This is a genomic window from Yoonia vestfoldensis SKA53, assembly GCF_000152785.1.
Lineage (GTDB): Bacteria > Pseudomonadota > Alphaproteobacteria > Rhodobacterales > Rhodobacteraceae > Yoonia > Yoonia vestfoldensis_A.
The window spans coordinates 1,437,520-1,455,715 of the sequence record NZ_CH672414.1 but is presented as its reverse complement, the minus strand read 5'-3'; the positions used below and the strand labels follow the sequence as shown (position 1 = coordinate 1,455,715).

Here is an 18,196-nt window from a genome sequence, read left to right as displayed (position 1 = left end):
CAATGTCGCGTATCGGCGTGTCAAAGCTAGGACAGGTGCCAGAATGAAAAAGCCGACATGGGTGATTGCCAAGGAACAGGCCAAGCGCGTGGCGTCGCAGGAAACCGTCTGGTTGTTCGGCCTGCATGCCGTGCGTGATGCGCTGGAAAACCCCGCGCGCGAAAAACTGCGCCTGATCGTGACGCGCAATGCGCTGGAACGTTTGGGCGATGCGGTGGCAACCGGCGGGATCGAGCCTGAAATCAGCGATCCGCGCAAATTTGCGGCACCGCTTGATCCGCAATCGGTGCATCAGGGGGCCGCGCTGGAGGTCAAACCGCTTGATTGGGGCAGTTTGCAGGATGTCGCCTTGCGCGAAGGCCCGATGCCGCCGCGCATCGTGCTGCTGGACCGCGTGACCGACCCCCATAACGTGGGTGCGATTCTGCGATCGGCCGAAGTCTTCGGCGCGCGCGCCGTTGTGGCGATGCAGCGCCATGCAGCCCCCGAAACCGGCGCGCTGGCAAAGACCGCCAGCGGCGCGCTGGAACGCCAGCCTTACCTGCGGGTGCGCAATCTGGCCGATTCGATCGTGGAATTGCAGCAGATGGGCTATCTGGTGCTGGGGCTGGACGGCGAGGCCGAGACAACCATCGAAGAAGCCGTCGAAGGCAAGCGCGACCGCGCCGTGGCGTTGGTCATGGGGGCTGAAGGGCCGGGCCTGCGCGACAAAACCCGCGAGACCTGCGACATACTGGTCCGCATCGACGCAAGTGCCGATTTCGGCTCGCTCAACGTTTCAAATGCGGCCGCCGTCGCCTTATATGCAGCCAGAGGCTGACGACGGGGTGACAGATGGCTGGGACAAAGATCGCGACCTGCTGCTATTGTGGCACACGGGCGGCGCTGGTGTTGCGCGGCCAAAACCGGCATGAGTTGAGTTGCAGCAATTGTGGTGCGCCGCTGCATGTGATGAAGATGCTCCCTGCCACCAAGGCACCCGCGCCCCAACCACAAAAGCGCCCCTATACCCCGCCCCATCCTGAACGTCAGCAGGTCGCCCGACCGCAAAAGCGGCGTAAGGGCAAAAGCTTTGGTCGCAAGGTGTTTTCGGAAATCTGGGACATCATCGAAGACGTCTTCGACTGAAAGTGACACCATCACGCATTCATCACGTCTTGCTGAGGGAACCTTTTGTTGTCGGGATGGCTTACCATCTGTGGAGTATGGCGCGGCCTTTGGAACCGGTTGCGCCAAACGCACTGTCCCTCGTTCCATAACTGGCGCCCAAGGTTTCCTTGGGCGCTTTTTTCTTCTCAGACCTTGGGTTAGGGTGACCGCATGATCATCAATGACGACAGCCTGCGCAGGATTCTCAAACGCAGCCGCACCATCGCCGTGGTGGGCGTGTCGGCCAATCCGGTGCGCCCGAGCTATTTTGTCGCGCGCTATCTCGGCCTAAAGGGCTTTCGCGTGATCCCGGTCAATCCTGGGCTGGCCGGGCAGACCCTGTTTGGCGAGACTGTTTATGCCAGCTTGGTCGATATCCCGCATGATGTGGATATGGTCGATATTTTTCGCAAACCCGATGCTGTGCCTGCGCTGGTCGATGAAGCACTGGCGCGCTGGCCTGATTTGCAAACGATCTGGATGCAGATCGGTGTGACCCATCCAGAAGCGGCGGCCAAGGCTGAAGCCCGCGGTGTGACGGTGGTGCAGGATCGCTGCCCCAAGATCGAATACCAGCGCCTGTTTGGTGAATTGCGCATGGGCGGGTTTGCGACGGGGATTATTTCTTCCAAGCTCTGACAGGGGGCGACCCCTGCGTATGAGTATTTTTGGAAATAAGAAATTGTGGATCAGGAAGGGCGGGTGGATTTTTCGGCGATACCTGATGTGCCTTGGCGGCGGGCGAGCTCGGCTACAACTTCGGCCAATGTGACATCGCGCGCGGTCAGCATGACCAGAAGATGGTAAAGCACATCCGCTGCCTCTGACGTCAGCTTTTCACGGTCGCCTTTGACGGCTTCGATGATGGCCTCGATGGCTTCTTCACCGAATTTCTCGGCGCATTTTTCGGGGCCTTTGGCCAGCAATTGTGCGGTCCAGCTGCTGGCGGGATCGGCATTCTTGCGCGCGGCAATCAGGGCGGCGAGATCATCCAGCGTCATGGCCGCACCGCGATGCCGGCTGCGGCCATATGCGCCTTGGCCTGCGCGATGGTGAAGGTGCCGAAATGAAAGATCGAAGCGGCCAGCACGGCGGATGCACCGCCAATGGTCACCCCTTCGACAAGGTGATCCAGCGTGCCGACCCCACCCGAGGCGATGACCGGCACATCGACGGCATCTGATATGGCGCGGGTCAGCGGCAGGTTGAATCCCGCCTTGGTCCCATCGCGGTCCATCGAGGTCAAAAGGATTTCTCCCGCGCCTTTTTCCACGACGGTGCGGGCAAATTCCACCGCATCAATGCCGGTGGCGCGCCTGCCGCCATGGGTAAAGATTTCCCATTTGCCGGAGGCTACGGTTTTGGCGTCGATGGCGACGACGATACATTGCGAGCCAAAGCGCATCGCGGCCTCGGCCACCACATCGGGGTTGGCCACCGCGGCCGAATTGAAACTGACCTTATCGGCCCCCGCCAGCAACAGGTCGCGTACATCGTGATGCGTGCGTACGCCGCCACCGATGGTCAGTGGCATGAAACATTGTTCCGCCGTGCGGGTGGCCAGATCGAACATCGTGCCACGGTTTTCGTGGGTTGCCTTGATGTCGAGAAACACCAACTCATCCGCGCCTGCCGCGTTATAGGCCATTGCCTGTGCGACGGGATCGCCTGCATCGACCAGATCGACGAAGTTGACGCCTTTCACAGTGCGCCCTTCGGCGACGTCGAGGCAGGGGATGATGCGGACCTTGAGCATGGCCCTGTTTAGGCCCGGCTGCGGGGTTCGGCAAGCATGCGCAGCGCCTGTGCCAGATCAAGTGCCCCGTCATAAAGTGCGCGGCCCGAAATGGCACCCGCGATCACGCCGGTGTCGCGCAGCGCGGTCAGATCCGCCAGCGACGACACCCCGCCAGAGGCGATGACCGGGATGCTGACCGCGCGGGCCAGATCAGCGGTGGCCGCGATATTCGGCCCTTTCATCGCGCCGTCGCGCAGGATGTCGGTATAGATGATCGCGGCGATCCCTGCATCTTCAAAGCTGCGGGCCAGATCGGTGACCATGACATCGGTTTCCTCGGCCCAGCCACGGGTGGCGACGCGTCCGCCCCGCGCATCAAGGCCCACTGCGACCTGACCGGGAAAGGCGCGCGCAGCCTGCCGCACCAGATCGGGGTTTTCAACCGCGACCGTGCCAAGAATCACCCGCGCGAGGCCCTTGTCGAGCCAGGCCTCGATGGTTGCCATATCGCGGATGCCGCCGCCCAGTTGCGCAGGCACGGGGCAGGCTTTCAAAATCGCCTCGACCGGGGCTGCATTCACCGGTGTGCCGGCAAAAGCGCCGTTCAGGTCGACCAGATGCAGCCATGTGCAGCCTGCATCCACAAAGGCGCGAGCCTGTGCGGCAGGGTCGTCGTTGAACACGGTGGTCTGGTTCATGTCACCATGCACCAGCCGCACGGCCTGTCCGTCCTTGAGGTCGATGGCGGGGTAAAGGATCATCGGCGCAACCTTTCGCATGTTCGCGCCCGTTATGCATGGCGTGCGCGGGAATGCAACGCAGCAGCCCCGACCCAACGTCAGACTTGATTGCGCAAATCGGTCCGGATCAAACTGCCCTATCTTCAGGGAGGAGATCTATATGAAACAACTGATCCTTGCCGCCGCCGCGGCCTTTGCCATGGCCGGTGCTGTCAGCGCGCAGGATGCCGCGATCGGCACTTGGCAAACCGAGGTCGATGACGGCGCTTTCGCCTATATCACAATCGCGCCTTGTGGCGCGGCTGTTTGCGGCATCATTGCGCGCACGTTTAATGCCGATGGTGAATATCAATCTGAAAACCTGGGCCGGCAATTGGTGATCGACATGGTGCCAACGGGGGCTGCCAGCTATCAAGGGCAGGTCTGGCGCCCGTCCAATGACCGGATTTATCTGGGCAAAATGGATGTTGATGGCGATGCTTTGCGCCTGCGTGGCTGCGTGGCGGGCGGCTTGCTATGTTCCAGCCAGAACTGGGTGCGGGTGGAATAGGCCTGCCTAGCTGCTGGTGGGGCCGGGGCGCAGCCCTGTTTCCACCAGCATTCCACGACGCTTGGCCTCGTAATAATAGCCGCGGGCATACCAGCGTATGGCGGTCTGCTCGTCTCCGTCTGATAACAGCCATGCGCCGCGCAAATAGCGGCCTGCGAATTTCAGATTTGTTTCCGCATCTAGCAAATCGTTAGGCTGCCCGCGAAACCCCATGCTGCGCGCTGTGGCGGGCAGGATTTGCATCAACCCGTAATAAGGCCCGTTGCGCGCGGCGGGGTTATGCGTGCTTTCACGGATGATCACGCGGTGCAGCAAGGTCACGGGGATCTCGTGAATATCGGCATATCGGTTGATCAGGGCGCGCAATGCAGGTGTTTCATTGGGATGCAGCGGGATGTTGCTGGTATCGGCCATGCTTGCCGTTTCCGTGCCGCCGCGCGCGCAAGCGGCAAGTGCAGCACCTGTGCCAAACAGCATCGCGCGTCTGGACCAGTGACACATGGTCAAGCTTACGGTCTCCAGCTCAGGAAATTGGCGATCATGCGCAGGCCTGCATGCTGGCTTTTCTCGGGGTGGAACTGGGTGCCGATGATATTGTCGCGCCCGATGATGGCGGTGACATCGCCGCCGTATTCGACATGGGCCAGCCGTTCTGCCGGGTTGCTGACCTGCATCGCATAGGAATGGACGAAATAGGCATGTTCGCCAGTGGCAATCCCGTCCAGCACCGGATGGGGAGTATCGATCACCAGATCGTTCCAGCCCATATGCGGTACTTTTAGCGCGGGATCGGCGGGAGTGATCTGGCGGATATCGCCCGCGATCCAGCCAAAACCTGGGGTGTCGGCATGTTCATGGCCCGTGGTTGCAAGCATCTGCATTCCCACGCAGATGCCAAAGAATGGCACCGCGCGGCGGGTCACCGCCTCGGTAATTGCCTCGGCCAGACCGGATTGTGCATAAAGCTGGCTGCGGCAATGCGGAAAGGCCCCGTCACCGGGCAGCACGATCCGGTCGGCGCGGGCCACGACATCAGGGTCGCCGGTGACGATGATCGGGCCTGCACCGACCTCTGCCGCCATCCGTTCGAACGCCTTTTGCGCCGAATGCAGATTGCCGCTGTCGTAATCGACGAGTGCCGTCGTCATAAGCTGCCCTTGGTAGAAGGGATCGCATCACCCTTGCGCGGGTCGGTTTCCACCGCGTCACGCAAAGCGCGCGCGACCGCCTTGAATGCGGCTTCGGTGATGTGATGCGCGTTGAACCCGTGCAGCCGGTCGATATGCAGCGTGATGCCGCCATGCGTCGACAAAGCCTGAAAGAATTCGCGCACCAGTTCTGTGTCAAACGTGCCGATCTTGCCAAACGGCAGATCAAGGTTGCAGATCAGATAGGGCCGCCCCGACAGATCGAGCGCTGCGCGCACCTGTGCATCATCCATCGCCAGATGGCAGGACCCGTAACGCCGGATGCCACGCTTGTCGCCCAGAGCCTGCGTCAGCGCCTGGCCAAGTGCGATGCCCACATCCTCGACCGTGTGGTGATCGTCGATATGCAGATCGCCGCTGGCGCGGATTGTCATGTCGATCAGCGCATGGCGCGCCAATTGATCCAGCATATGGTCGAAGAAACCGACGCCAGTGGCATTGTCATAGATGCCGCTACCATCCAGATTAATGGTCACCGTGATGTCGGTTTCCGCGGTCTTGCGGGTGATGGTGGCTGTGCGCATGTGCTGCTGTCCCTTGGCCGTGCTGGCCCTGTCTATAAGGGCATCCGCTCCGACCGCCAAGTCCGCAGGGCGCCTGCCAGCGCTTTTCAGCAAGTTTTAAGCATTTGCTGTCATTCAGGAGGGGATGAAGCCTTGTTAGGAGAATCCGATGAAAGCAATGATCTTGCGCGCCGACGCCGCCGATGCGGTGCAAACAGCCCATATTCTGGCCAGCAATGGGTTCCAGACCCTGTGCGTGACCAGCCGCGACCTTGCCCAGGCAATGATCCATGCCGAAATGATCGACCTTATGGTCATGGATCAGCGGGTCGGCACGCAGCTGACCCATACGTTGGCCCTGTCCGCCGAACGGCGCAATCCCTATGTCAGCACCATCATCATGACCGATGAGGGGCGTGAGGTGATGGATGATCTTTATGGGCTGATCCCCAGTCTGTACGCGCTGATCGGCACGCAGACAGAGACGGCGCTGGTTAGCCAGATCTTTTTGTCTGCCGTCGCCAACGCGGCAGAGGTGGCCCGCCGTATTGATCGTCAGCTTGCTGCCGATGCTGCGGATATGGGCGAGGGTGAAGAAGACCTCGACCTGATCGCGCAGGATGATGCAGCCTGTTGGGGCGCAGAAGATGACGCCGCTTCTGCCGCGCCCGCTGCACATGACAGCGTGGCAGATGGGCGGCGCAGCTGGGGCGATTACGCCGATGTGCGCCCGCATCCGGTGCTCAATGCCCCAGCGATGCCGCCGCGCGACGGCGCCATCAAGGCATTTGCCTGATCTGTAACGCAAAAGGCCGCCCTGAAAGGCGGCCTTTGCAAGTGGCCCTCTGGGCCAGTGAACCAATTGGAGCGGGCGAAGAGATTCGAACTCTCGACCCTAACCTTGGCAAGGTTATGCTCTACCCCTGAGCTACGCCCGCATCCGTTGGTGAGGCGTGGATTACAAATACTTGGCGTGGTCCGCAAGGCCAAAATTGCAGAGCCTCGTGTTTTTTGTGGTGTTTGGGGTAGCGACAGGGGTGGCGGGGTGAACCCCGCCCTACGGCAGACAGCCTTGGCGGGGTGCCAGCTGGTCAGGGGGGCCTCCGGCGGGAGTATTTTTGGAAAAGAGAAGTGCAAGGGCGGGGCGCAAGTGGGTGTTGCGCCCCTTTGGGCAGATTATTCCAGCTCGACCAGCAGATCCTTGGCGTCGATCTGGCTGCCGGGCTGGACATGCACGGCCTTGACCACGGCGTCACGTTCCGCATGGATGCCGGTTTCCATCTTCATCGCCTCGATCGTCAGCAACAGATCGCCTGCCTTGACCTGTTTGCCCGCCACTGCCGCCACGCTGGCCACGACACCGGGCATCGGGGCGCCGATATGGCCCGTGTTGCCCAGTTCTGCCTTGGGGCGCTGGACCTTGTCGGCGGCGGCAAGACGGTTCATCACCCTGATCGTGCGGGGCTGGCCGTTGAGTTCGAAGAACACCTTGACCTCGCCATCCTCGTTCATGTCGGCCACGGCCTGCATGCGGATTTCGAGGGTCTTGCCGGGGTCGATTTCGGCGGCGATTTCCTCGCCCGGTTCCATCCCGTAAAAGAAGGTCCGCGTCGGAAGGGTGCGCACGGGGCCATAGATTTCGTGGCGCGCGGTGTAATCCATGAACACTTTGGGATACATCAGGTATCCGTTCAGATCCTCGTCATCGATGATCACATCCTCGAATTTCACCTGCAAATCCGCCTTGGTCTTGGCAAGATCAACGGGGGCGAGCGCCTTGCCCGGACGGTCGGTCTGTGCTGCCTCGCCTTTGAGGATCTTTTTCTGCAACGCCATAGGCCAGCCACCTGGCGGTTGGCCCAGATTGCCGCGCATCATGTCGATCACGCTGTCGGGAAAAGAGACATCGACTTTCGGGTCCTCGACCTGCGCGCGGGTCAGGTTCTGGCTGACCATCATCAGTGCCATATCGCCGACGACCTTGGAGGATGGCGTGACCTTGACGATATCGCCGAACATCTGGTTCACATCGGCATAGGTTTGCGCCACCTCGTGCCAGCGGTCTTCCAGCCCCAAGGACCGCGCCTGCGCCTTGAGGTTGGTAAACTGTCCGCCGGGCATCTCGTGCAGGTAAACTTCTGACGCGGGGGCCTGCAGCCCCGATTCGAAGGCCGTGTAATGTGCGCGGACCTGTTCGAAATAATTGCTGATCTCGCGGATCGCCGCGATATCAAGGCCGGTGTCGCGGTCGGTGCCGCGCAAAGCCTCGACAATCGAGCCCAGTGTGGGTTGCGATGTGTTGCCCGAAAAGGAATCCATCGCCGCATCGATGCAATCCACACCTGCGGCTGCGGCTGCCAGCACCGTGGCAATCGCCGCACCCGATGTGTCATGCGTGTGGAAATGCACTGGCAGGCCGATCTCGTCCTTCAGCGCCTTGATCAGAATGCTGGCCGCGGCGGGTTTGAGCAGCCCCGCCATATCCTTCAGCCCCAGCACATGGGCGCCGGCCGATTCCAGATCCTTTGCCATGGCGACATAATATTTCAGGTCGTATTTGCTGCGCGCAGGGTCCAGCAAATCGCCGGTATAACAGATCGTGCCTTCGCAGACCTTGTTCGCGTCGATCACCGCATCCATCGCGACGCGCATGTTTTCGACCCAGTTCAGGCTGTCGAAGACGCGAAACACATCAACACCCGAAATCGCCGCCTGCGCGACAAAGCTTTGCACGACATTGTCAGGGTAATTGGTATAGCCCACGCCGTTGGAGGCGCGCAGCAACATCTGCGTCATGATATTGGGCATGGCAGCGCGGATATCGCGCAGCCGCTGCCACGGACATTCCTGCAAGAACCGGTAAGCCACATCAAATGTCGCCCCGCCCCAGCATTCAACGCTGAACAAGCCGTGCATTTTCGCGGCATAGGCGGGGGCGGCGTTGATCATGTCGATCGACCGCATCCGCGTGGCCAGCAAGGATTGATGCCCGTCGCGCATTGTCGTGTCGGTGATCAGCACCTGTTTTTGGTCGCGCATCCATTGCGCCACAGCAATTGGCCCTTGGGTGTCAAGGATGTTGCGGGTGCCTGGTGTCAGGTTGCTCGTGGGTTTCACTGGCGGGCGCGGCAGGCGGATATCTGCGGCGGGGCGCGCACGACCTGCGGTTTCGGGATGCCCGTTGACGGTGATATCCGCGATATAGGTCAGGATTTTGGTCGCGCGGTCGCGGCGCTTGGTGAAATTGAACAGGTCCGGCGTCTCGTCAATGAATTTGGTATGATATTCGTTGTTCAGAAAGGTCGGATGTTTCAGCAGGTTTTCGACAAAGGCGATATTGGTCGATACCCCCCTGATACGAAATTCGCGCAAGGCGCGGTCCATCCGCGCAATCGCCATTTCAGGCGTGGGGGCGCGGGCGGTGACCTTGGTTAGCAAACTGTCGTAATAGCGCGTGATCACAGCGCCGGAATAGGCCGTGCCACCATCGAGCCGGATGCCCGGCCCCGTGGCGCTGCGATACATCTGGATGCGCCCGTAATCGGGGATGAAATTGTTTTGCGGGTCTTCGGTCGTTACGCGGCATTGCAGGGCATGACCGTCAAGTTTGACATCATATTGCGAAGCACAGCCTGTCGCCTCGACCAGCGATTTGCCCTCGGCAATCAGGATTTGCGCGCGCACGATGTCAATGCCGGTGACTTCTTCGGTGACGGTATGTTCGACCTGCACACGCGGGTTCACCTCAATGAAAAAGAAATCCCCGCTGTCCATATCCATCAGAAATTCGACCGTGCCTGCACATTCGTAATTCACATGGGCGCAGATTTTCTTGCCCAGATTACAAATATGTTCGCGCTGCACCTCGGAAAGATACGGGGCAGGGGCGCGTTCCACCACCTTTTGATTGCGCCGCTGGACCGAACAATCGCGTTCCCACAGATGGTAGATCTGGCCATGGCTGTCGCCCAGGATCTGCACCTCGACATGGCGGGCGCGCATGATCATCTTTTCGAGATAGCCTTCGCCATTGCCGAATGCGGCTTCAGCCTCGCGCCGGCCTTCGCGGACTTTTTCTTCGAGTTCCTTTTCATTCATGATCGGGCGCATCCCGCGCCCGCCACCGCCCCATGACGCCTTGAGCATCAGGGGATAGCCCACCTCGGCCGCCTGTTTGCGGATCAGGTCCATGTCATCGCCCAGCACTTCTGTCGCGGGGATGACCGGCACGCCAGCCTCTATCGCCACACGGCGCGCGCTGGCCTTGTCACCCAACTGGCGCATGGTTTGCGCTTTGGGGCCGATAAAAGTGATCCCGTGTGATGTGCAGGCATCGACGAAATCGGGGTTTTCCGACAAAAGCCCGTATCCGGGGTGGATCGCATCCGCGCCGGACATCTTCGCGACGCGGATGATTTCGTCAATCGACAGATAGGCCGCGACCGGCCCCATGCCTTCGCCGATCCGGTAAGCCTCGTCCGCTTTGAAACGGTGCAGGCCGAGTTTATCTTCTTCGGCAAAGACGGCGACGGTTTTCTTGCCCATCTCGTTGGCGGCGCGCATGATGCGGATCGCGATTTCGCCACGGTTAGCAATCAGGATTTTCTTGAATTCGGTCATTGTCGTCCCCTTCGCAGTTGCAGCATTGGTAAGCGGCAAATCTGGAGACGTCCAGATGGTTAAGGGGTTTGGCGCAGGCAGGCGGGCAGGTCTTTGAGGCTGCGCGCGCCCAGCTGGCCCATGTTGGAAATCATGTCCTGTCGCAGGATATCCAGCACATGAGCCGCCCCCGCCTCGCCCATCGCGGCAAGGCCATAATGAAAGGCGCGGCCCAGCATCACGAAATCCGCCCCCAAGGCCAGCGCGCGCAAAACGTCCAGCCCGCCTTCTATGCCGCTATCGAAAATCACCGGCAGCGGGGTGGCAGCACGGATCGCGGGCAGGGTTTCGATACTGGCGGGACCGCCGTCGAACTGCCGGCCTGCATGGGTGCTGACCCAGATTGCATCCGCCCCTTCGTCGGTCAGGCGGGCGGCATCATCGGCGCGGCCCACGCCCTTGACCACCAAAGGGCCATCCCATGCATCGCGCAGGGCCTTGAAATAATCCCAATCCGGCGAGGTGCGCAAAAGGTAGCCGATGTGCTGGTTGGAGGGCAGCGAGCCTTTGACCTGACTATAGCTTTCCATCAGCCGTAGGCGCGGCATGCCGGTCTGCCTGATGCCCAGCAGCCAAGCCGGACAGCGCGCCGCCTGTAACGCCAGCCGTGGCGTCAGTTTCGGCGGCTGCGTCAGCCCGCCGCGGGTTTGGCGTTCGCGCCGCGAGGCGACGGGCACATCGACCGTCAGCACCAGGGTGTGAAACCCCGCACTCTTTGCGCGGTTCAAGATATCGTCGCGGATCACCGGATCGCGCGGTGGATAAAGCTGGAACCAGCCCTGATCGCCTGCATGCGGGCCGACATCCTCTGGCAGCTGGCTGGCCACGGTGGACAAAGTATAAGGGATGTTTTCGCGCGCGGCCATGCGCGCCAGCATCTGTTCTGCCCCTGGCCAGATCAGCCCCGACATGCCCAAGGGCGCAATCCCGATCGGCAGCGGATGGTCGCGCCCCAGCAGGGTGGTGGACAGATCGGGCGCGAATTCGCCATGCAGGATCGACGGGTTCAACAGCACCTGATCTAGCGCGGTACGGTTGCGCCTTTGCGTGGCCTCGACCCCTGTCGCGCTGTCAAGATATTCCCAGACGAAATGCGGGATACGGCCCCGCGCACGGGTTTTCAGGTCGGATATCGCGGGGTATTTTGCGTGGGCGTTCATGCCGCGACGTTAGGGTGGATTTCGCGCCATTTGCAATGGCTGCGATGCCTCCGGCGGGGATATTTTTGCTCGGAAGATGGGATGGAACGGAAGTAGAACAAGGCTTTTCATGGCGCGGTGATGGCGCTATGTCTGGGGAATGAGTGATTATTCCGAAGATGATGCCTTTGAGGCGGCCGCCGTTCCGTTGAGCCAGCGCGCGATGGCGCGGCCTGCGATGCCCTATCTGGACGGGCTGAACCCTGCGCAACGGCAGGCGGTGGAAACGCTGGACGGGCCGGTCTTGATGCTGGCGGGGGCGGGGACCGGCAAGACCAAGGCGCTGACCAGCCGGATCGCGCATGTGCTGGCCACACGGTCCGCGCGCCCGCAAGAGGTGTTGGCAGTCACATTTACCAACAAAGCCGCGCGCGAAATGAAGCACCGCATCGCTGCGTTGATGGGCGAGGCGGTGGAAGGTCTGCCATGGTTGGGGACGTTTCATTCGGTCAGCGCCAAACTGCTGCGTCGTCATGCCGAACTGGTGGGGCTGCAATCGAGTTTCACGATCCTTGATACCGATGACCAGTTGCGGTTGCTCAAGCAATTGGTCGTGGCATCCGATATCGACGAAAAACGCTGGCCGCCGCGGATGCTGGCGGGGATCATCGATGGCTGGAAAAACAAGGCGCTGACGCCCGACAAGGTGCCTGTCGCCGAAAGCGGGGCCTTTGACGGCAAAGGTGTGGATCTTTACGCCGCCTACCAGCGCCGTCTGATCGACCTGAATGCTGTCGATTTCGGCGATATCCTTTTGCATATGGTCACGATCTTCCAAAAACACCCCGATGTGCTGCGCCAGTACCAAACGCGGTTTCGCTATATTCTGGTGGACGAATATCAAGATACCAATGTCGCCCAGTATCTATGGCTGCGCCTGCTGGCGGCGGGGCACAAGAATATCTGCTGCGTGGGCGATGATGACCAGTCGATCTATGGCTGGCGCGGCGCCGAGGTCGGCAATATCCTGCGGTTCGAGGCGGATTTTCCGGGCGCCCATGTGGTGCGGTTGGAAGAAAACTACCGGTCTACCCCGCATATCCTTGCTGCTGCGTCAGGCGTGATTGCCGCCAACAAGGGCCGGTTGGGCAAGACCTTGTTCACCTCTGTCGAGGAAGGTGAAAAGGTCCGCCTGATTGGCCATTGGGACGGCGAGGAAGAGGCGCGCTGGATTGGTGAAGAAATCGAGGCGAGCCAACGCGGCACCCGTGGCATGGCGCCCTTGGGACTGGACAGTATGGCGATCCTTGTGCGTGCCAGCCACCAGATGCGCGCGTTCGAGGACCGCTTTCTGACCATCGGTCTGCCCTACCGCGTGATCGGCGGGCCGCGATTCTATGAGCGGATGGAAATCCGCGATGCGATGGCCTATTTCCGGCTGGCCGTATCGCCCGCCGATGATCTGGCGTTTGAGCGGATCGTGAACACGCCCAAGCGGGGCTTGGGCGACAAGGCGATCCAGACGATCCAGCGCACCGCGCGTGCCAATCGCGTGTCGCTGGTTGAAGGCGCGCGGCTGGTCTGCCAAGGGCGGCTGCTGGGTGGCAAGGGGTTGAAAGAGCTGACAGAACTGGTCGCAGGGCTGGACCGCTGGCACGCACAGCTCCGCGCCGAGGCGGATACCCATGTCGCGCTGGCCGAGATTATTCTGGACGAGAGCGGCTATACAGGTTTCTGGCAGAACGACAAAACGCCCGAGGCACCCGGGCGGCTCGAAAACCTCAAGGAACTGGTCAAAGCGCTAGAGAATTTCGAGAATCTGCAAGGGTTTTTGGAACATGTCAGCCTGATCATGGATAACGAGACCGAGGAAGCGGGCGAAAAGGTCAGCATCATGACCCTGCACGCGGCAAAGGGGCTGGAATTCCCTTCTGTGTTCCTGCCAGGCTGGGAGGATGGGCTGTTCCCCTCGCAACGCTCGATGGATGAAAGCGGGCTGAAAGGGCTGGAGGAGGAACGCCGCCTTGCCTATGTCGGCATCACGCGCGCCGAAGAGCTTTGCACCATTTCCTTTGCTGCCAACCGCCGCGTTTACGGCCAGTGGCAATCGCAGATGCCGTCGCGGTTTATCGATGAATTGCCCAGCCGCGATGTCGCGGTGCTGACGCCGCCGGGCCTTTATGGCGGCGGGTTCGGGGCGGCGGGGATGGCGGCCAGTGCGTCCCCTGCGATCATGGGGGCTGCGGGGTCGGACCTGCACCAAAAGGCGCATGACGCCGATGTCTATAATTCGCCAGGCTGGCGGCGGCTGCAGACCCGCAGCCAACAGCGCGGTTTGGGCGTCCCGTCCGAGGCGCGCAACATGACGATCGACGTGACTGCGATCTCCGCCTTCAGCGTGGATGATCGCGTGTTCCACCAGAAATTCGGCTATGGGAACGTGCTGGGGATTGAGGGCGACAAGCTCGAAATCGCCTTTGACAAGGCCGGGACCAAACATGTCGTCGCGCGGTTCATCGTCAGCGCGGATGCCGCCGATGACGTGCCGTTCTAACCCACAAGCATCGGCCATAATGACGCCACCAACAGCAATGCCATGGTGATGTTGAACATGCGCAACCGGCGCGCCGTGCCCAGCCAGCGGCGCAGCTGTACCCCGATCCAGGCCCAGATCGTGACGGCGGGCAGGTTGGTTGTGGCGAAAACCCCCGCCACCATCAGCGACCCCACGACCAGCCCGCGGTCCTGCGGCGCATAGGCGCTGATCGCGGTGATTGCCATGAACCAGGCCTTTGGGTTGACCCATTGGAACGCGGCCGCCTGCAAAAAGGTAAACGGCTTGCCCGTGACCTTTTTCGCCTCTGGCGGCACCGCATTGGCGATTTTCCATGCCAGCCACAGCATGTAGGCGGCGCTGACGACTTTCAGCACGATATTCAATGCAGGATAGGTCAGGAAAACGCCCAAAAGAACGACACCGACCATGAACACCATAAATGCATGACCGGCCGATATGCCCAGCATATGCGGCAATGTCCGCCGCAACCCGTAATTGGCCCCCGATGCCATCAGCATCACATTATTCGGCCCCGGTGTGACAGACGAGGCAAAGGCAAAGCCCACAAGGGCGATCAGGATGTCATAACTCATCACGCAACAATAGTGGGTAAATCGCGCAATGTAATTGCCAAGTTGCGTCGTCTTAGGTTATGAATGCAATATATGACGACTATAGACAAGATTAACGCCGATATATTGCACACTCTGTCCCGCGATGGCCGGATCAGTAATTTGCAGCTCGCCGACCAGGTCGGGCTGTCGCCTTCGGCCTGCCTGCGCCGCGTGCAGGAACTGGAACGCAGCGGGGTCATCAAAGGCTATCGCGCGCGGCTTGATCCTGCTCAGACGGGCCGGGCCTATGTGGTCTATGTCGCTGTGGGGCTGTCGGAACATACCAAGGCCGCGCAAATGGGTTTTGAGGCAGCAATGCAAGGCGCGGATCAGGTGACGGAATGTCACAACGTAGCAGGCGCGTTCGAATACATGCTGCGGGTCGAGGTCGCAAATCTGCCCGCCTACAAGGCGTTTCACACCGATATCCTTGGCACTGTGCCGCATGTGCGCGCGATCACCAGCTATATGGTCATGGGATCACCCAAGGATACGCGGGCCTGATCCGCCGACTTCTTATTTCCAAAAATACTCCGGGGGGACCCCGGAATTAATCCGGGGTGGGGGCAGCGCCCCTTGCAACCGCGCATAAAAAAACCGCCATGCCCGGGAGGAAGTGGGCATGACCGTTCTCTTTTATCAGCGCCTCCTTGCGTCTCGGGAGGAGAAGAAGCAAGGCGCGTCCTCGCCAACTTTGCCCGGGAGGAGGTGGGCGCCGTCGGCGGTAAAATCGGTCCCAGCCCGGGAGGAGGTGGGCGGTTCCGAAACCTGTGTCATAAAGCGGCGGCACCCGGGAGGAGGTGGGCGCCGCCGCCTTAATCATGACCCCTGGCTCCGGGAGGAGGTAGAGCGCGGGGGTCTGTCAGATCTGCCTTTTCAGGGAGGAGGCAGCAGATCCGATTCTTGAATTACTTGCCGTAAGCGGCTTCGAATGCGATGCCCCGCAGCGCAGAGCGCGACAGGCCCAGGTCCGCGAGATCGCGGTTGGACAGGGACTGCAATTCGTTCAGCGTGGTCTGAAACACTTTGCGCTTGGCCATCTTGTCGGACAGCGTGGCGCGCAGGCTGGCCAGACGATCCGAAAATGGGATGCTTGTCGGAAGCGTGATGTTAAAGGTTGTCATGTCACTACTCATTTCGTTGTACTGGTCGCGGCAGGCTCGCCGTTCGCTTGTGTCCATCATGTAAGATAATGCTGCACCTGCACAATGGCTGATCGGTCAATGCTGCTATGCAGAAAATGCATAAGTTATGCTGACCTAATGTCATCTGAGTGTTGCAAAATTAGGCAGGTGGGGCTGCGCCCTTGCGTCTTGCTCAAAACGTGCCAGAAGTTGACGGAAAAACAGGCGCATTTGAAAAGGAGCCGTCGATATGGCCGTAACCCAAGAAAACATCATGACCGCCCTGGCCCGGATCACGCTGCCCGATGGCGGTGATATCGTGGGGCGTGACATGGTCCGCGCGCTGACGATCGACGCAGGCAAGGTCAGTTTCGTGATCGAAGCTGAAACGCCCGCCGCCGCCACGCGTTTGGACGGTGTGCGCCGTGCGGCTGAACAGGTCGTGCTGGCCTTGCCCGGTGTTGACAGCGTCGCCGCCATATTGACGGCCCATGGCCCCGCGCCGAAACCTGCTGAACCACCGTCGCTCAAGATCGGCCGCCATCCGACCCCGCAGGCCGGCCCCGCCAAGGTCAGCGGTGTGGACCGCATTCTTGCGATCGGGTCCGGCAAGGGCGGGGTCGGCAAATCCACCGTGTCGTCCAACCTTGCCGTGGCGCTGGCGCGGCAGGGGCGGCGGGTCGGTCTGCTGGATGCCGATATCTATGGCCCCAGCCAGCCGCGTATGATGGGCGTGAACAAACGCCCCGGCAGCCCTGATGGCAAGACGATCATCCCGCTGCAGGCGCATGGTGTCACGATGATGTCCATCGGCTTGATGATGGACCCCGACAAGGCGGTCGTCTGGCGCGGCCCGATGCTGATGGGCGCGCTCCAGCAAATGCTGGGGCAGGTGGCCTGGGGCGAACTTGACGTGTTGCTGGTCGATCTGCCGCCGGGCACCGGTGATGTGCAGCTGACGCTGTGCCAGAAAACCGAACTGACCGGCGCAATCGTGGTCAGCACGCCGCAAGATGTGGCGCTGCTGGATGCGCGCAAGGCGCTGGATATGTTCAACACGCTGAACACGCCGATTCTGGGCCTGATCGAAAATATGTCCACCTATATTTGCCCCAGCTGTGGTCATGAGGCGCATATTTTTGGCCATGGCGGCGTGGCGGCCGAGGCTGACAAGATCGGTGTGCCGTTTCTGGGCGCCTTACCCATTGACCTTGATACGCGGCTGGCGGGCGATGCCGGCACGCCGATTGCGGCAGGATCGTCACCCATGGCCGAGGCTTATGCCACCATCGCGCGCCGCCTGATCGCGGGCGGCATGGCGTGATCACGATCCGGCGGGCGGTTGCGGCGGATTTCGACGCGCTTTGGCCGATCCTGCGTGATGTGTTTCGCGCAGGCACGACCTATGCCGTTGATCCTGCGATCAGCAGGGACGCCGCTTTCGCCTATTGGATGCAACAGCCCGCCGCGACCTATGTGGGGGTGCTGGATGGTGTTGTGGTCGGCACCTATTATATCCGCACCAACCAGCCGGGCGGTGGTGCGCATATCTGCAACTGCGGCTATATCGTGGCCCCTGCGGCGCGCGGGCAGGGGCTGGCCGCGCAGATGTGCCTGCATAGCCAGGATCAGGCGCGCGCTATGGGCTATCTTGCGATGCAGTTCAATTTCGTGCTCGCCAGCAATCAGGGCGCTGTCCAGTTGTGGCACCGGCTTGGCTTTGCCACCATTGGCACCATTCCCGACGCGTTCCAGCACCCCGAACAGGGGTTTGTGGCGGCGCATGTGATGTACAAACGCCTGAGCTGACGCGTTGTCGGGAATTCATGGAATCAATCACGCATCCGAATCATTTTCATGAGGTTTGCGTGAATGAAGGCGAGCAATGATCTGCAAAACTGATGCCAAAGGTGGCAGAACTGCGGTTTCTTTGCATCATGCGCAAAACACCTGACACTGCTTTATATAGTGTGCCATTTCGCGCCGTCCGCAACATCTGCGCATAATTGGTCCAAAACGCGGCGAAATGATTCCCATGGATGATGACGGTTTGCCCATCAAGTTCCATGAAATCCCAAAAAATCCTTGATCACAGCTTCGCGCGATGGCAGAAGTGTTGCACGGTGATGACGGACACGACTTCAAAGGGGCAAATCAAGAACCCCAACCGGCAAAAGCAGGTTTCATACAGGCTTCGGCATCACTTCAAAAACGA

Annotated in this window: 20 protein-coding genes and 1 tRNA gene; 9 read left to right on the top strand and 12 right to left on the bottom strand. The window is 60.7% G+C overall.

All coding sequences use genetic code 11. The annotated features are described in order from the left end of the window. Window positions 1–43: 43 nt before the first annotated feature. The 3 genes from rlmB to SKA53_RS07160 all read left to right on the top strand — a co-directional run bounded on the left by rlmB (window position 44) and on the right by SKA53_RS07160 (window position 1,788). The gene (gene rlmB / locus SKA53_RS07170; protein ID WP_007205433.1) at window positions 44–820 is read left to right on the top strand and encodes a 23S rRNA (guanosine(2251)-2'-O)-methyltransferase RlmB; all 777 of its coding nucleotides are present in this window, start codon (window positions 44–46) and stop codon (window positions 818–820) included. Between the two features lie 14 nt (window positions 821–834). Then, window positions 835–1,128, top strand: coding sequence for a hypothetical protein (locus SKA53_RS07165; protein ID WP_007205432.1), 294 nt, complete (start codon window positions 835–837; stop codon window positions 1,126–1,128). Window positions 1,129–1,320: 192 nt separating this feature from the next. Next, a complete protein-coding gene (locus SKA53_RS07160) occupies window positions 1,321–1,788 on the top strand; it encodes a CoA-binding protein (RefSeq protein WP_007205431.1) in 468 nt (155 codons plus the stop codon). Between the two features lie 50 nt (window positions 1,789–1,838). On the opposite strand, the gene SKA53_RS07155 is transcribed toward SKA53_RS07160, so the two are convergent. Genes SKA53_RS07155 through hisA form a run of 3 tightly spaced genes read right to left on the bottom strand, consistent with a single transcriptional unit; the run spans window position 1,839 to window position 3,648 of the window. Then, window positions 1,839–2,150: a phosphoribosyl-ATP diphosphatase gene (locus SKA53_RS07155; RefSeq protein WP_007205430.1), complete on the bottom strand. Its 312-nt coding sequence runs from the start codon at window positions 2,148–2,150 to the stop codon at window positions 1,839–1,841. Beyond that, window positions 2,147–2,905 (bottom strand): imidazole glycerol phosphate synthase subunit HisF, encoded by a 759-nt coding sequence (gene hisF / locus SKA53_RS07150; protein ID WP_007205429.1) that lies wholly within the window; start codon window positions 2,903–2,905, stop codon window positions 2,147–2,149. Before hisF ends, SKA53_RS07155 begins: the two co-directional genes overlap by 4 nt. Window positions 2,906–2,913: 8 nt before the next feature. After that, window positions 2,914–3,648, bottom strand: a complete 735-nt coding sequence (gene hisA / locus SKA53_RS07145; RefSeq protein ID WP_040482831.1) for a 1-(5-phosphoribosyl)-5-[(5-phosphoribosylamino)methylideneamino]imidazole-4-carboxamide isomerase — start codon at window positions 3,646–3,648, stop codon at window positions 2,914–2,916. Window positions 3,649–3,787: 139 nt separating this feature from the next. Between hisA and SKA53_RS07140 the strand changes: the two genes are divergently transcribed. Next, window positions 3,788–4,177, top strand: a complete 390-nt coding sequence (locus SKA53_RS07140; RefSeq protein WP_007205427.1) for a DUF2147 domain-containing protein — start codon at window positions 3,788–3,790, stop codon at window positions 4,175–4,177. Window positions 4,178–4,183: 6 nt separating this feature from the next. On the opposite strand, the gene SKA53_RS07135 is transcribed toward SKA53_RS07140, so the two are convergent. The 3 genes from SKA53_RS07135 to hisB are packed head-to-tail and all read right to left on the bottom strand — an operon-like array spanning window position 4,184 to window position 5,909. Continuing rightward, window positions 4,184–4,678, bottom strand: coding sequence for a lytic transglycosylase domain-containing protein (locus tag SKA53_RS07135; RefSeq protein WP_242601282.1), 495 nt, complete (start codon window positions 4,676–4,678; stop codon window positions 4,184–4,186). Between the two features lie 8 nt (window positions 4,679–4,686). Then, complete coding sequence (gene hisH, locus SKA53_RS07130; protein WP_007205425.1) at window positions 4,687–5,325, bottom strand: imidazole glycerol phosphate synthase subunit HisH; 639 nt, start codon at window positions 5,323–5,325, stop codon at window positions 4,687–4,689. Further along, the gene (hisB, locus tag SKA53_RS07125) at window positions 5,322–5,909 is read right to left on the bottom strand and encodes an imidazoleglycerol-phosphate dehydratase HisB (RefSeq protein WP_007205424.1); all 588 of its coding nucleotides are present in this window, start codon (window positions 5,907–5,909) and stop codon (window positions 5,322–5,324) included. The genes hisH and hisB overlap by 4 nt, the downstream gene beginning before the upstream one ends. 148 nt (window positions 5,910–6,057) lie before the next feature. On the opposite strand from hisB, the gene SKA53_RS07120 reads away from it, so the two are divergent. Further along, entirely contained in the window at window positions 6,058–6,684 is a 627-nt protein-coding gene (locus SKA53_RS07120) for a hypothetical protein (protein ID WP_007205423.1), read from the top strand. Window positions 6,685–6,751: 67 nt separating this feature from the next. Here SKA53_RS07120 and SKA53_RS07115 read toward each other — a convergent pair. The 3 genes from SKA53_RS07115 to SKA53_RS07105 all read right to left on the bottom strand — a co-directional run bounded on the left by SKA53_RS07115 (window position 6,752) and on the right by SKA53_RS07105 (window position 11,707). Beyond that, window positions 6,752–6,826, bottom strand: a tRNA-Gly gene (locus SKA53_RS07115). 238 nt (window positions 6,827–7,064) lie between these two features. After that, a complete protein-coding gene (gene pyc / locus SKA53_RS07110) occupies window positions 7,065–10,508 on the bottom strand; it encodes a pyruvate carboxylase (protein ID WP_007205422.1) in 3,444 nt (1,147 codons plus the stop codon). A gap of 59 nt (window positions 10,509–10,567) precedes the next feature. After that, complete coding sequence (locus SKA53_RS07105) at window positions 10,568–11,707, bottom strand: alpha-hydroxy acid oxidase (protein WP_007205421.1); 1,140 nt, start codon at window positions 11,705–11,707, stop codon at window positions 10,568–10,570. 139 nt (window positions 11,708–11,846) lie between these two features. Between SKA53_RS07105 and SKA53_RS07100 the strand changes: the two genes are divergently transcribed. Further along, window positions 11,847–14,240 carry an ATP-dependent helicase gene (locus SKA53_RS07100; RefSeq protein ID WP_007205420.1) on the top strand — a complete coding sequence of 798 codons (2,394 nt, stop codon included), beginning with the start codon at window positions 11,847–11,849 and terminating at the stop codon, window positions 14,238–14,240. On the opposite strand, the gene SKA53_RS07095 is transcribed toward SKA53_RS07100, so the two are convergent. Further along, window positions 14,237–14,836 (bottom strand): LysE family translocator, encoded by a 600-nt coding sequence (locus tag SKA53_RS07095; RefSeq protein ID WP_007205419.1) that lies wholly within the window; start codon window positions 14,834–14,836, stop codon window positions 14,237–14,239. The genes SKA53_RS07100 and SKA53_RS07095 overlap by 4 nt on opposite strands. Before the next feature lie 72 nt (window positions 14,837–14,908). Between SKA53_RS07095 and SKA53_RS07090 the strand changes: the two genes are divergently transcribed. Continuing rightward, window positions 14,909–15,361, top strand: a complete 453-nt coding sequence (locus SKA53_RS07090) for an Lrp/AsnC family transcriptional regulator (protein WP_040483193.1) — start codon at window positions 14,909–14,911, stop codon at window positions 15,359–15,361. A gap of 404 nt (window positions 15,362–15,765) precedes the next feature. On the opposite strand, the gene SKA53_RS07085 is transcribed toward SKA53_RS07090, so the two are convergent. Next, complete coding sequence (locus SKA53_RS07085) at window positions 15,766–15,981, bottom strand: DUF1127 domain-containing protein (RefSeq protein WP_007205417.1); 216 nt, start codon at window positions 15,979–15,981, stop codon at window positions 15,766–15,768. 250 nt (window positions 15,982–16,231) lie between these two features. On the opposite strand from SKA53_RS07085, the gene SKA53_RS07080 reads away from it, so the two are divergent. Together SKA53_RS07080 and SKA53_RS07075 are read left to right on the top strand one after the other, a co-directional pair. Next, window positions 16,232–17,305, top strand: a complete 1,074-nt coding sequence (locus SKA53_RS07080) for an Mrp/NBP35 family ATP-binding protein (protein ID WP_007205416.1) — start codon at window positions 16,232–16,234, stop codon at window positions 17,303–17,305. Continuing rightward, complete coding sequence (locus SKA53_RS07075; protein ID WP_007205415.1) at window positions 17,302–17,790, top strand: GNAT family N-acetyltransferase; 489 nt, start codon at window positions 17,302–17,304, stop codon at window positions 17,788–17,790. The genes SKA53_RS07080 and SKA53_RS07075 overlap by 4 nt, the downstream gene beginning before the upstream one ends. A gap of 46 nt (window positions 17,791–17,836) precedes the next feature. Here the strand turns inward: SKA53_RS07075 and SKA53_RS15540 are convergent, their stop codons facing one another. Next, window positions 17,837–18,049, bottom strand: coding sequence for a hypothetical protein (locus SKA53_RS15540; protein WP_007205414.1), 213 nt, complete (start codon window positions 18,047–18,049; stop codon window positions 17,837–17,839). Window positions 18,050–18,196: the final 147 nt, after the last annotated feature.